General features: G+C 37.5%; 8 protein-coding genes and 3 pseudogenes. 2 read left to right on the forward strand and 9 right to left on the reverse strand.

Annotation, left to right across the window (positions count from 1 at the left end):
* Positions 1–159: 159 nt before the first annotated feature.
* Positions 160–654, forward strand: a complete 495-nt coding sequence (gene folA, locus ARSQ2_RS01840; RefSeq protein ID WP_181994165.1) for a type 3 dihydrofolate reductase — start codon at positions 160–162, stop codon at positions 652–654.
* 255 nt (positions 655–909) lie between these two features.
* Here folA and apaH read toward each other — a convergent pair whose 3' ends face one another.
* From apaH to lptD, 6 genes and pseudogenes are all read right to left on the reverse strand, one after another.
* Complete coding sequence (gene apaH / locus ARSQ2_RS01845; protein ID WP_181994166.1) at positions 910–1,728, reverse strand: bis(5'-nucleosyl)-tetraphosphatase (symmetrical) ApaH; 819 nt, start codon at positions 1,726–1,728, stop codon at positions 910–912.
* A gap of 2 nt (positions 1,729–1,730) precedes the next feature.
* Positions 1,731–2,108, reverse strand: a complete 378-nt coding sequence (gene apaG, locus ARSQ2_RS01850) for a Co2+/Mg2+ efflux protein ApaG (RefSeq protein ID WP_181994167.1) — start codon at positions 2,106–2,108, stop codon at positions 1,731–1,733.
* A 23-nt stretch (positions 2,109–2,131) separates the two neighbouring features.
* Positions 2,132–2,941, reverse strand: coding sequence for a 16S rRNA (adenine(1518)-N(6)/adenine(1519)-N(6))-dimethyltransferase RsmA (gene rsmA / locus ARSQ2_RS01855; RefSeq protein ID WP_181994168.1), 810 nt, complete (start codon positions 2,939–2,941; stop codon positions 2,132–2,134).
* Positions 2,934–3,909: pseudogene (gene pdxA, locus ARSQ2_RS01860) on the reverse strand (4-hydroxythreonine-4-phosphate dehydrogenase PdxA). Before pdxA ends, rsmA begins: the two are co-directional and overlap by 8 nt.
* Before the next feature lie 24 nt (positions 3,910–3,933).
* Positions 3,934–5,235: a peptidylprolyl isomerase SurA gene (gene surA, locus ARSQ2_RS01865; protein ID WP_181994169.1), complete on the reverse strand. Its 1,302-nt coding sequence runs from the start codon at positions 5,233–5,235 to the stop codon at positions 3,934–3,936.
* A gap of 83 nt (positions 5,236–5,318) precedes the next feature.
* Complete coding sequence (lptD, locus tag ARSQ2_RS01870) at positions 5,319–7,658, reverse strand: LPS assembly protein LptD (RefSeq protein ID WP_181994170.1); 2,340 nt, start codon at positions 7,656–7,658, stop codon at positions 5,319–5,321.
* Positions 7,659–7,840: 182 nt separating this feature from the next.
* Here lptD and djlA point away from each other — a divergent pair, with 182 nt between their 5' ends.
* Positions 7,841–8,659 (forward strand): co-chaperone DjlA, encoded by an 819-nt coding sequence (gene djlA / locus ARSQ2_RS01875; RefSeq protein ID WP_181994171.1) that lies wholly within the window; start codon positions 7,841–7,843, stop codon positions 8,657–8,659.
* 40 nt (positions 8,660–8,699) lie between these two features.
* Here djlA and rluA read toward each other — a convergent pair.
* From rluA to ARSQ2_RS01890, 3 genes and pseudogenes are all read right to left on the reverse strand, one after another.
* A pseudogene (gene rluA / locus ARSQ2_RS01880) lies at positions 8,700–9,349 on the reverse strand (bifunctional tRNA pseudouridine(32) synthase/23S rRNA pseudouridine(746) synthase RluA).
* Positions 9,350–9,400: 51 nt separating this feature from the next.
* Positions 9,401–12,306: pseudogene (gene rapA / locus ARSQ2_RS01885) on the reverse strand (RNA polymerase-associated protein RapA).
* 541 nt (positions 12,307–12,847) lie between these two features.
* Positions 12,848–13,207: a hypothetical protein gene (locus tag ARSQ2_RS01890; protein ID WP_181994172.1), complete on the reverse strand. Its 360-nt coding sequence runs from the start codon at positions 13,205–13,207 to the stop codon at positions 12,848–12,850.
* Positions 13,208–13,245 lie beyond the last annotated feature (38 nt).

A 13,245-nucleotide genomic window follows, 5' to 3' on the forward strand; every position in this document is an offset into this window, starting at 1 on the left:
TTATGTTTTGTTATTTGGATTGTTATTTATTATTTAAAATTATCTATATAATAGTAATTAATAATTTGATCGTTTTTATAAAAATGTAGATTTATCGAAGAGTGATTCGATTTATTAAATGTAAAATCCAATTTTCTATTATGCGAATATGGTGATCTAATGAATATTAGTTTAATCGCAGCAATGGCCGCGAATCAGGTGATTGGTTTAGAAAATAACATGCCATGGGTATTATCCGATGATTTAGCCTGGTTTAAGCGTAATACGTTAAATAAGCCAGTTATAATGGGACGTATAACTTATGAATCTATAGGTAAACCTTTACGTCAACGTTTGAATATTATTCTTAGTCATACTCATTCGAGTGATGATAATCGCGTTGTTTGGGTTAACTCAGTTCATAAGGCACTAGCTGCAGGAGGAGAAGTAGAAGAAATAATGATTATAGGCGGGCGAAAAATTTATGAATTATTCTTACCTCTGGCGAATCGTCTTTATTTAACGCATATAGATGCGAAAGTGATTGGTGATACCTATTTTCCTGTTTATGAGCCTAATGAGTGGGACTCTGTATTTACTGAATACCATGAAGCAGATGATAAAAATTCTCATAATTATTGTTTTGAAATATTAGAACGCCGTTCACAAAGCTAAGAGAGATTCTTGGTGGTAATAAAAAATCGAAGGCTAATACTTCGGTTTTTTTATTATTAATTTGAATTAGGGGATGTTAAATATATAAATAAAAATTAAATTTGTATTCTTAATTAAATAATTTAAGTCAAATATTTATAAATAAGGGTCTATTCAAATAGCTTTTATATCTATTGTTTTAGTCATATTAAAACAAAATTAATTAATTACTTATATTCCATTATTTGTTGCATAGCAAAATAAGCATAGTATTAGTTATTTTTTGGTAAATGCAGGCTGGTGAAAATATTTTTTATCTTCCCAGCGTAATAAAGTCAGTTTTCCTCCCCAGCAACAACCGGTATCAAGCCCATAAATATCTTCAGGTGTTCCTTTCCCTTTAAGGGAAGCCCAATGACCAAAAATAATGGCATATTCTGGTGGTATTTTTCGCGGCAGATCAAACCAAGGCTTTAAAGGAGGAGGTGTGTTTTCAGGTTTATTTTTCCAGGCCATATTTAACTGACCATCAGGAAAGCAATAACGCATACGAGTCAGGATGTTAGTACTAAAGCGTAAACGCGATAACCCTGTTAAATTCGGTGACCAGTTATTCGGTATATCGCCATACATGGAATCAATAAATAAAGGATAGTTATCACTACTAAGAATAGCCTCTACTTCTTTGGCACACATCTGTGCTGTTGCTAAATCCCATTGTGGTGTGATCCCAGCATGTGCCATGATGATTTTTTTCTTATTGTCAACTTGTAATAATGGTTGACGTCGTAACCAATTAAGTAATTCATCAGCATCAGGCGCTGTCAGTAATTTTTTCAGTTTGTCTTTGGGTTTATTATGGCTAATATTTAGATATACACCGATAAGGTGGAGATCATGATTACCTAGTACCATTCTGACGGATAACCCTAATGTTTTAATGTAACGTAAAACTTTGAGTGAATCCGGGCCTCGGGAGACGAGATCACCGGTGAGCCATAAAACATCCTTTTTTGGTTCAAATTTCACTTGTTTGAGAAGTGCTTTAAGTTCACGATAGCAACCGTGAATATCTCCTATAAGATAAGTAGCCATAATTAGTTTATAACTGTTGGGATAGCAAGACGAAAGACTGGGATATCAACATAAAAATTTTTACCATCATTATCTAACATCACATAATGGCCCTCCATGGTTCCGATTGGCGTTTCTATAATAGCACCACTGGTATAACGAAATTCGGAGCTTGGTTGAATGATAGGTTGCTCTCCTACCACGCCCTGTCCTTGTACTTTGGTACGTTTACCATCGCTATTGGTAATTAACCAATAGCGACTTATTAGCTGTACCGACGTGCGGCCTAGATTGCGAATAGAAACCGTATAGGTAAAAACAAATCTGGCTTCTTCCGGTAAAGATTGATTTTCAATATAGACACTTTGAACTTGTATACAGATGTTAGGTTCATTTAGCATAGTGCCCCCAAAGTTTATCACTATTAGTGAGAGGTTTTAGCCAATTTTCTGGCTAACTTGCAATAATTTTCTACTAAAATATTTTCAGCGCGACAATTTGGATCAATACCTAATTGCTCAAAATCTTGCACGCTAAATAAATCACTTAAACTATTACGAATAATTTTACGTTGTTGATTAAATGCCTGTGTAGTAATATGACTTAATAATTTGACATCACAAATAGGGTAAGGGTTTCGTTGATGAGGAATTAAACGCACGACGGCTGAATCCACTTTTGGCGCGGGTGAAAAAGCCGACGGCGGTACTTCTAAGATAGGGATTATCTGACAATAATATTGCGCCATAACGCTAAGGCGACCATATGCTTTAGTATTCGGTCCTGCGACTAAGCGATTTACAACCTCTTTTTGTAACATAAAATTCATGTCAGCAATAGCATTAGTATATGTAAAAAGATGGAACATTAGCGGAGTTGAAATATTGTAAGGAAGATTACCGAACACTCTAAGGGGTTGACCTTTTTCTTTCGCTATTGCGCCAAAATCAATCGTCATTGCATCGTTTGCTATAATTGTTAGTTTAGCACTCAGCGCAGGGTGTGCAGCTAAACGGGCGGCAAGATCACGATCTAACTCGATTACCGTCATATTCTTTATAAGTGCACTAATAGCTAATGTTAGGGCGCCTAGACCCGGGCCAATTTCAACAATAGCTTGATCAGGCTTTGGGTTAAAAGCAGTAACCATATTGTCAATAATAAATGGGTCAGTTAAAAAATTTTGCCCGAAGCGCTTACGGGCAAAGTGCCCTTGATGGATTCGTTTATTCATTGTTATTTTGTATCATGCTAATAGCTAATTTTAAGGGGGTTATAAAACTGTTAACATCTGCTTGCCCACTTCCTACTAGCTCGATGGCTGTACCATGGTCAACCGATGTACGAATAAAGGGTAAGCTTAAAGTAATGTTTACCGCGTGGCCAAAACCTTGATATTTTAGCACAGGCAGACCTTAATCGTGATACATAGTTAAAATGACATCAGCTTGGTTCAGATATTTGGGCTGGAATAGAGTATCCGCCGGGAAAGGGCCATAAAGCTGCAATCCTTCATGACGCAATTTCTCGATAACTGGGATGATAGTATCGATTTCCTCATGTCCCATATGTCCGCCTTCGCCGGCATGAGGATTTAATCCACAGATATAGATGGCGGGTGTTTTAATGCCAAATTTAGATTTTAATTCTTCATTTAAAATATAAATAACTTCTTGTAGGCTTTGAAAAGTAATTGCAGCGGGAACCTGTTTGAGAGGTAAATGGGTTGTTGCTAGCGTAACACGCAATGTTTCTATCGCTAACATCATGACGACTTTTTTTGTTTTACTTCTGTCAGCAAAAAATTCAGTATGTCCGGTAAAAGAAATACCTGCATCATTGATAATTCCTTTATGAACAGGGCCGGTAACTAATGCTGAAAATTCACCAGCCATACAGCCATCGCAGGCGGCGGCTAAGTGTTTCTATTAAATAAGTGCTATTTCGTTTATTAAGTTGGCCTTCTTTGACCGGCGCAGGTAATTTTATTGGTAACACGGTCAATTTGTTGGCAGCTTGGTTGTTATTCGAAGTTCCTGGCGAATAAATAGTTAATTCTAATTCTAAGCCGAATTGATCCGTTCGGCTTATTAGCAGGTCTGGATCAGCACAAGCAACTAATCTAACCGGCCAATTTTGTTGAGCGAGTTGGATCAAAAGATCAGGGCCTACCCCGGCCGGTTCACCGGGGGTGAAAACGATAGTATTAGTTTTTTTCCATAAAGATTATTGTGCATCGCTATCATTAAGAATTTTTACATAGGCAGATGCGCGTAGTTCTTGCATCCAAATTTGCGCTTCTTCGTTAAATTTACAATTGAATAATAGACGATAGGCATGATCTTTCTGGGCTACATCGGTTTTATCAACTTGGCGAGTATCTTCCAGCTGAATAAGATGCCAGCCAAAAGAGGACTGGATTGGTTGACTTGTTTCACCTTTATTTAAACACATTAAACCATTACGAAATCCTGGATCATAAACATTGGGCATATTCCAGCCAAGTTCACCGCCACGTAATGCAGAGCCAGGATCTTGTGAATATTTTTTAGCTGCTTCGGCAAAGGTTAGTTGACTCGTTTTAATTTGCTGTGCAATTTGTTGTATTTTTGCATATGCCTGTTCGCTATTCATAATAGGTGAAAATTTAATAAGTATATGGCGAGCTTTCACTTCGGTAACCGAAATCGGCATATTGCCACTTTGTATATCATTAAGTTTTAGGATATGAAAACCGACACTAGAACGTATAGGTCCAATGATATCGCCTTTTTTAGCATGCTGAATTCGTTGAGCAAAAACGGTTGGCAATTCTTCAACTTTACTCCAGCCCATTTGCCCGCCTTTTAAAGCATTAGGATGGGCAGAGTAAGTAATGGCCAGCTTACCAAAATCAGCGCCTTGCTTTAATTGGGCGATAATTTTATTTACCGTAGCCATCGCTGATTGACTTTGTTCATTAGTTGGATTTTCTGGTAATGGGATCAAAATATGGCTTAAATTGACATTAGCATCTTGGCCAGCTTGTGAATTAAGTTGGGCAGCCAGTGAGTCTACTTCTTGCGGCAGGACGGTTATCCGTCGACGAACCTCATTATTACGTACTTCTGCGATCATCATTTCTCTACGAACATCGCTGCGGTAATTTTGTATATTGATACCATCCATTGACAATCGTTGTTGTAGTTGGCCAACCGTTAATCTATTTTGGGCTGCAATATTGGCGATAGTAGCATCTATTGCTTGATCAGGGATCTGGATATGCATTTTTTCGGCTATTTGCATAATAATTTTGTCAATGATCAAGCGTTCTAATATTTGGTGACGTAATGCATTTTCATCGGGAATTTGTTGTCCTGCATTTCTGGCGTTTATTCTTACTATATCTAGCATATTATCTACGTCACTTTGTAGCACAACGCCATCATTAACAATAGCAGTCACTTTATCCAATGGTTGTGGCGCGGCCAGTGTGGTAGTGCTAACTGTGAACAACAAGCCAATAATCAGTTTTCTCCAATAATTCATAAAGTTCTCATTTTGTTCGATTATATTAAAGTTTGATCCTATTTCAGGTTTCTTCTATTTGATAGTTGAAAATATCAATTTTATTAGAAGGCTTGTTGATAAGGTAAAATACCACTAGCAAGCATATCCTGACTTCCCAAATTATGATTATTATTTAGGCCTCTTAGTTCCACATTGATTGACCAGCGATTATCATAGTCACTATTGAAGTTTTGTGGTTGCCAGCCGACGATTTTACGCTCATAGCCCATATTAATTGACCAGCAGCACGTACTATATTGTAAACCGATTAATCGACTGGCGGGTTGCTTTTCTTTTAGATCATGATAGTATGAGCCAACGAAACCCCAGCGATCACCTAAAGGCCAACTCACTACCACCCCCATTTGAGAAATTCCTTTTTGAAAGGCTGGTGCGCTTCTAACTGTTGCTTGAATATAATCGCGATCGACAAAGCGGTAATTTAGCTGAATTAAACGATCTGAATCCAGGCGATATTCGGTCACAACATTCCCCATTGTAATATCACCCAGCCGTCTATCATACTGGATCCCACCACGCAGTCCCCCGTTATCCGTTAAGCGTAAATAAGTATCACCGGCCCATAATAATGAACCGGTATTACTTTTATCTTCAATCTGTAAATCGGAATCTTCAGTTCTGGGCCGCTCAAAATAGTATATTTGTCCGACAGAAAAATTAAAACGTTCAGTTAATTCTTCATCATAAATACGCGTAGTGATACCGGTCGTTAATTGGTTAGCTGAAGCGATACGATCTAAGCCGCTATAAATGCGGTTACGAAATAAACCGTTATAGTCAGCCTGTAGCAAGGATGAATCATAATTATTAATATCACTTTGGTCGCGATAAGGTATATAAAGATATTGAACCCGAGGTTCTAACGTTTGTACATAATTGCTATTTTTCAGCAGGTCACGTTCGAAAACCAGTTTCGCATCAGAAGTTACTGACGGTAATACGCGAGTAACATGTTTTTTTAGCGTGCCATTAGCCAGTTTGTCAGGGATATCCTGATCATAATAAGTTGCCAGTAGCCTTACAGTATTGTTAATACTGGCCCAATCATTTGCTAGTGGTAGGTTCAATTCTGGCTCGATATGTAACCGAGTGGCATCAGGATTATTGGCCCCAACACTGGTAATACGCGCTGCTTGGGTATAAGTTTTCAGATCAAATGGGCCCAGATCATATTTATAAAAATTTAGGTCTAATTGCGGTTCAGTTTTGTAAGCTTTACTATTCGGTGAATCGACAAAAACCTGAAACTGTTTATGTGTTAAGGTTGCATTCCAGTTAGGTTGTGCATAACCGACACTGAATTTCTGAGTGGCATAGCCGTCAGTACTATTACCATATTTAGAGGTAAAATCGGTGAAATATTTTGGATCACTGACTTTGGTATAATCGATATTAAAACGCCATACTTGATTGAGTACGCCCGAATGACCCCAATATACAAGCCAGCGATCATCACTATCACGAGCGGGATAGTGGCCACTATTTTTATCTTTAATATAATTGCGCTCGTGTTTTAGCCAATCAACGGCAACGGTACCGGTTCTAGCTATCGTCAGATAACGAAACTCGTTATTCAGTTTTACGCCACGAAAGGTCATAAATTGTGCTGTAATGGTTGCATCGTAGTTAGGTGCAATATTCCAGTAAAAGGGTAGCGCAAAGTCTAAGCCTGAACCTTTAGAATAACTACCATTAGGTAGTAGAAAACCGGATCCACGTTTATTGCCAATCGGTAATTGTAAATAAGGGCTATAAAAAACAGGTACATTACCAATGCGAAAACGTGCATTCCATATCTCGGCAACCTGTTCTTGGCGGTCTAAAATAACTTCTGAGCCAACAACGCTCCAGCTATCATTACCTGGAAGGCAGGCAGTAAACATGCCTTTTTCTAAAATGGTGTAGCGATTTTCTCCGCGCAATTTCATTTTATTTGCGCAGCCACGACCCTGACGCCCAACCATCAAATAGTCACCTTTTTCGACATCGGTATCTTTATTACTAAGATTTGACCATGCCTTTAGCCCTTTTAGGATGATTTGAGGATCATCATAATGTACATTTCCTGTTGCTACTACCGTACGCAATGGATTTTTACTTGTCGTCTCTGTTTGGGTCAATTTAACTTCATCGGCGGTGAGAGTCTGGTTACCTTGTTGAATATCTACATTACCTTTATACTCGATGAAATGAGGATATTCAACAGCCACATCTTTTGCGGTGATATGGGTAGGTAGATCATTGGGATTACCTTTCACAATCGGTTTAGTATATACCGGTACCCCTAGCATGCATTGTTCTGTTAGATCAGGATGGGCCTGTTGGCTATGAACAGCTATCCAAATCATGGTAGCAAGTAGTGTCGGGTGACTTTTTTTCATCATTCTGTATGTAGTTCCTTCATCGATATTATCGTGTAGGCAAAAGTTCAACAATTAACGTACTTAACGGCTCTTGTCTGTATAAAACCATCAGCTATATATTCAGGTTATTAGGCACAGAGTAGAATGAGTAGTATGATAATGCAAAATTATACTCAGGGCATTGGGGAATTGAGAAGTTTATGCGGTATTGGGGAAAAATTATTGGTGTTATGTTGGGGATCATGTCTGGCACTCATATTTGGGGTGTCATTATCGGTTTCATTATCGGTCATGCATATGATAAAACATCAGAACAGCAAAATTTAGAGAAAACAGGCACTAAGCAGAGCCGTCAGGCACTTTTTTTCGTCAGCACATTTCAGATTTTAGGCCATTTAACGAAAGCAAAAGGCCGAGTCACTGAAGTTGATATTCAACTAGCAACAAACCTGATGGATAGAATGCAGTTGCATGGTGATGCCAGAATTTCAGCACAAAATGCATTTAGAGAAGGTAAGGAACAAAATTTTCCTCTAAGACAAACGCTGAAAAAATTACGCCAAGCTTGTTTTGGTCGATTTGACCTTATCCAGATGTTTCTGGAAATTCAAATACAAGCTGCTTTTTCTGATGGCGCTTTAGATCCAAATGAACGAAAAGTACTGTTTATTATTGCTGAAGAGTTAAGCATTTCACATAATCAGTTTGAACAATTCTTACATATGATGGAAGGCGGTCGACGGTTTGAGCATAGTAGTAACTATTCTTATGGTTCGAATCGCTATCGACATACTGCTCAAGGACCAACATTAGCGGATGCTTATAAGGTATTAGGTGTGCAACCTGATGATGAAAAAACCAAAATTAAACGTGCTTATCGTAAATTAATGGCTGAACATCATCCAGATAAATTGGTTGCTAAAGGATTACCACCAGAAATGATGGAAATTGCCAAACAAAAAGCACAATCCATTCAATTAGCTTATGATTTAATTAAAAAAGAGCGTCACTTTAAATAGTATATAATATTAAACGTTAGTTGAATAAGTTTTCCAGCTGTTAAAAATCGGCTTTACACGTGAAGTGGATAGGTGACCCATAAACTGGATGCGTAATGTAAAGGGCTTCTGCGTGTAATTGTAAACGTGAAGAGAGTATTAGCGGTACTTGATGAGCATAAAATCGATCACCAATAATAGGATGACCCAGTGACAGCAAATGAACACGTAGTTGGTGTGAGCGACCTGTAATCGGAACAAGTTTAACTCGCGTTGCTTGTTCTTCATAAGCTAACACTTCGTATTTAGTTTGTGTTTCTTTACCGGTTGTAAAGCACACTTTTTGTTTAGGCCGATTAGGCCAATCGCAGATTAGAGGCAGATCAATAAGTCCTTTTTTATTGGTAATATGACCCCAAACCCTTGCTTGATAAATTTTTTGTGGCTCTCTTTCACGGAATTGACGTTTTAACTCTTTTTTTTTCGCTTTTATTCAATGCCACGACAATAACTCCGCTGGTTGCCATATCAAGGCGATTGAACGGATTCAGCTGTTGGAAAATCCGCCTGAACCCGTGTCATAATACTGTCTTTATGTTCGGCGGCTTTACCAGGTACTGATAACAAACCACTAGGTTTGTTCACCACAATAATATGCTGATCTTGATAAAGAACGTGTAGCCAGGGATCGATAGGCGAATTGTAAAACATATCAGTTGCTCCAACGTGGCCAAAAACTTTATTGTTTCTGGCGATAAATAATTACTGATGGGTAACAATCACCAGGCGTATAGAATCTAATCGCCAATTAGCTTGATCAATATTGAGCAATAATTGTTGGCGTTCATATTCAATAGCGCTTAATTCATCAGGACGAATATTCGGATTGACCGATTTTAATGCCTCTAATCGCGAATACTCTAACGATAATATTTTATCCGCTTCTGTTTTTGCTTCGGCAATCAACATACTTGCTTCTTTTTCTATCATAGCTTTAGAAAGTTGCAGTATGTTATGTACCTCTTTTTGTACGGCATTTACCAGTTTACTACCAGTATGGCGATTCACAGTATTTAGCTGACGATTAAAACTTTCAAATTCTACTTGCTTAGCCAGATCATTACCTTTAAAATCCATTAGAATACGAATTGGCGTTGGCGGTAAAAAGCGAGTGACTTGTAGATTTTTGGGTGCTTGTGCCTCAACAACATAAATTAATTCAGTAAGTAGTGTACCGACTGGTAAGTTTTTTTTTCAATAAAGACACAGCACAACTGCCAATTTCGCCAGAAAGGATCAAATCCATACCATTACGAATAATCGGGTGTTCCCAGCTAATAAATTCGGTATCTTCTCTAGACAATGCTTGAGTACGATCGAAGGTAATACTACAACCATCTTGCGGCAAGCCAGGAAAATCAGGTATCAACATATGTTCAGCAGGTGTAAGAACGATCAGATTATCTCTGCGATCTTCTTGGTTAATACCAATGATATCGAACAAATTTAATGAAAAATTAGTCAAATCAATACTATTATCTTGTTCTGCAATTTGTTTGGCTAAATCTTGACCAATTTCGCCATCATTAGAATTCATTTCTAATAAGCGATCGCGCCCTTCCTCTAATTCGGTTTTAAGTTTGTTATGTTTAGCTCGGCAAGCCTTAATAAAATCGTCAAAGTTATCAAGGACGGTCGGTTTAGCCAAATACTCAACCAGTTGCTGATAATATTGATCATAAATAGCGCGACCAGTTGGACAAGTATACTCAAAGGCATCAAGCGCCTCATGATACCAACGTAGCAAAATAGCTTGGGCAGTATTTTCAAGGTAAGGTACGCTAATTTGGATATCCCGATTTTGACCGATACGATCCAGACGCCCAATTCTTTGCTCAAGCAAATCAGGATTAAAAGGCAAATCAAACATAACTAACTGGTTGGCGAATTGGAAATTACGTCCTTCAGAGCCAATTTCAGAGCATAGTAATACCTGAGCTCCTTGTTCTTGGGAGGCAAAATAGGCAGCCGCCCGATCCCGTTCGAGTAATGATAGATTTTCATCAAAAACGGCCGCTCTGATCGCTTCTTTTTCTCTTAGTACCTGTTCCAATTGTAAGGCAGTAGTTGCTTGAGAGCAGATAACTAAAACTTTTTCTTGCCGATGAGTTGTTAAGAAATCCTTTAGCCATTCAATCCGGGGATCAAAATTCTACCAAGTTGCATTTTTACCTTCAAACGTCTGATAGATTTGTTCAGGATAGAGCATCTCTCGCGCACTGATATCAACGGATTTCTTAGCATTCATGATGCCAGCAACTTTAATCGCCGTTTGGTACTGTGGGGGTAAAGGTAATTTAATAGCGTGTAATTCACGCCGAGGAAAGCCTTTAACGCCATTACGGGTATTGCGAAATAGTAAACGGCTCGTTCCATGACGATCCATCAACATGGTAATCAATTCGCGACGTGCTTTTTTACTTTCTCCATTATCACTGTTAATGGCTTTAAGAAGAAGCTCAATATCCTGCTCCTTAATTAATTTTGTTAATAAATTTTGTTGCTTATTATTTAATTTTTCATCAGAAAGGACCAAACTAACGGCTTCGGCAACCGGGCTATAATTTTTTTGTTCTTCAATAAAGTGTTGATAGCTATGAAAGCGATTAGGATCCAGTAAACGTAGGCGAGCAAAATGGCTCTCTTGACCCAGCTGTTCAGGGGTAGCGGTTAATAACCGCACTGAAGGAATTTGCTGAGCCAGCGTATCGATAGCTTGGTATTCCGCGGCTAGGCGACTTTTCACTCCATACCAGGTGATGGGCTTCATCAACAACCATCATATCCCAACTGGCTTCTAGCAAATGATCAAAACGTTTTTTATTGCAGCGAACGAAATCAAGAGAACAGATGGCCAGCTGCTCTGTTTCAAAAGGATTCTCACTATCGTGTAATGATTCTGTATAACGGCTGTCATCAAACAGCAAAAAATGCAAATTAAAACGACGTAGCATTTCGACTAACCATTGGTGTTGCAAACTTTCAGGTACGATAATCAGTACTCGTTCAATACGTCCAGCAAGTAACTGTTGATGAATGATCATTCCTGCGTCAATAGTTTTGCCTAATCCAACTTCGTCCGCTAATAAAACACGTGGATGGTGGCGTTTACCTACTTCTTGAGCAATATAAAGTTGGTGAGGGATCAAATTGGCCCGCATACCTCTTAGCCCACTGGTTTGGTGACCAAATTGTTGGTATTGGAAACGCAAGGCACGATAGCGTAATGCAAAACGATCCATTCGATCAAGTTGACCGGCAAACAAACGATCTTGTGGTTTATTAAAAGTTAACTTGCTATCAAGAAACACTTCGCGCAGGCTGACGTTTTTTTCATCGGAATCTATACGAGTTCCTGTATAGACAAGTACTCCCTCGTCTTTTTGTACATTGTCAACTCTCAACTGCCAGCCTTCATGGCTCGTGATCAGATCGCCTTCATTAAACATAACGCGTGTAATTGGTGCATTATTTATTGAATAAAGGCGATTTTCTCCACTTGCAAGGAAAAGTACTGTAACCATGCGGCTATCAATAGCTACCACGGTACCTAATCCAAGTTCACTTTCTGTATCGCTTATCCAGCGTTGACCAAGAATAAATGGCATAAATTTTAACTCAGTTTATCCGTATGTTTGAGAAAATTATGGGTTGTTTATTTTGAAGAGAGTAATTTTATTAATCATAAAACAATATCTTACTCTCTTTTTGAAAGAGACTGTATGTTAATAAATGCGGTGCCAATAATCACCTATAAAAATCGTTTTTTATAAGATATTATTATTTATTTGTGTTTTAACAGAGAATGTTAAGGTATTAAGCAGATGAAAAAAGAACAAATCACGATTTTTTATTATTCTGCATCCTATTGTTTTTGCTCATTAATTTATAATTAACTAATATATAAAAAAAATTATATAAATGTTATGGCTAATTTAATATTGATAAAATAAAGCATAGAAATAAAAATGCTATGTTATTTAAAAATTTTATTGGAGGATAAATATTTTTATCACATGTATTAAAATTATCTGGTTAATTTCTAAAACCAAACTTAATCTAATAAATATTAGTATAAATAATACATCAATATTAGATTAAGATTGGGTAGTTAATTAACTTTGTTCTATGATTTCTGAAAAAATAACATTAATCATCATTTTTTAAGATTAAATCAAAGCGGAAGCCATCAACTCTTTGGAATGCTAATTTAAATGGTAAGGTATCTGAATTGACTTCAATTTGATTTTCTACAGCATTATATTCAAAGTAAGTAGCAGTGTTAAATTTAACTAAATTATATCTATCATAAATGACGAGATGAGCAAGATGTTGCATACCATCATGAAGAATATCACCAACTGTTAAAAAATCTTTGTCTGAATCGATATTTGCTGCTTCGTCGATTCCATGTACCCAGATAAAAGCCCGGTAAGGAAAACCATCACCAGTTTTGTTTAAAAAACGAATGGCTAATTGTTCTTTATTATTTGAAATATATAACCTCATCTATAGCTAAGCGACTTAATTTTGATTACACCATATTG

The organism is Arsenophonus endosymbiont of Bemisia tabaci Q2, from assembly GCF_902713415.1.
GTDB lineage: Bacteria > Pseudomonadota > Gammaproteobacteria > Enterobacterales > Enterobacteriaceae > Arsenophonus.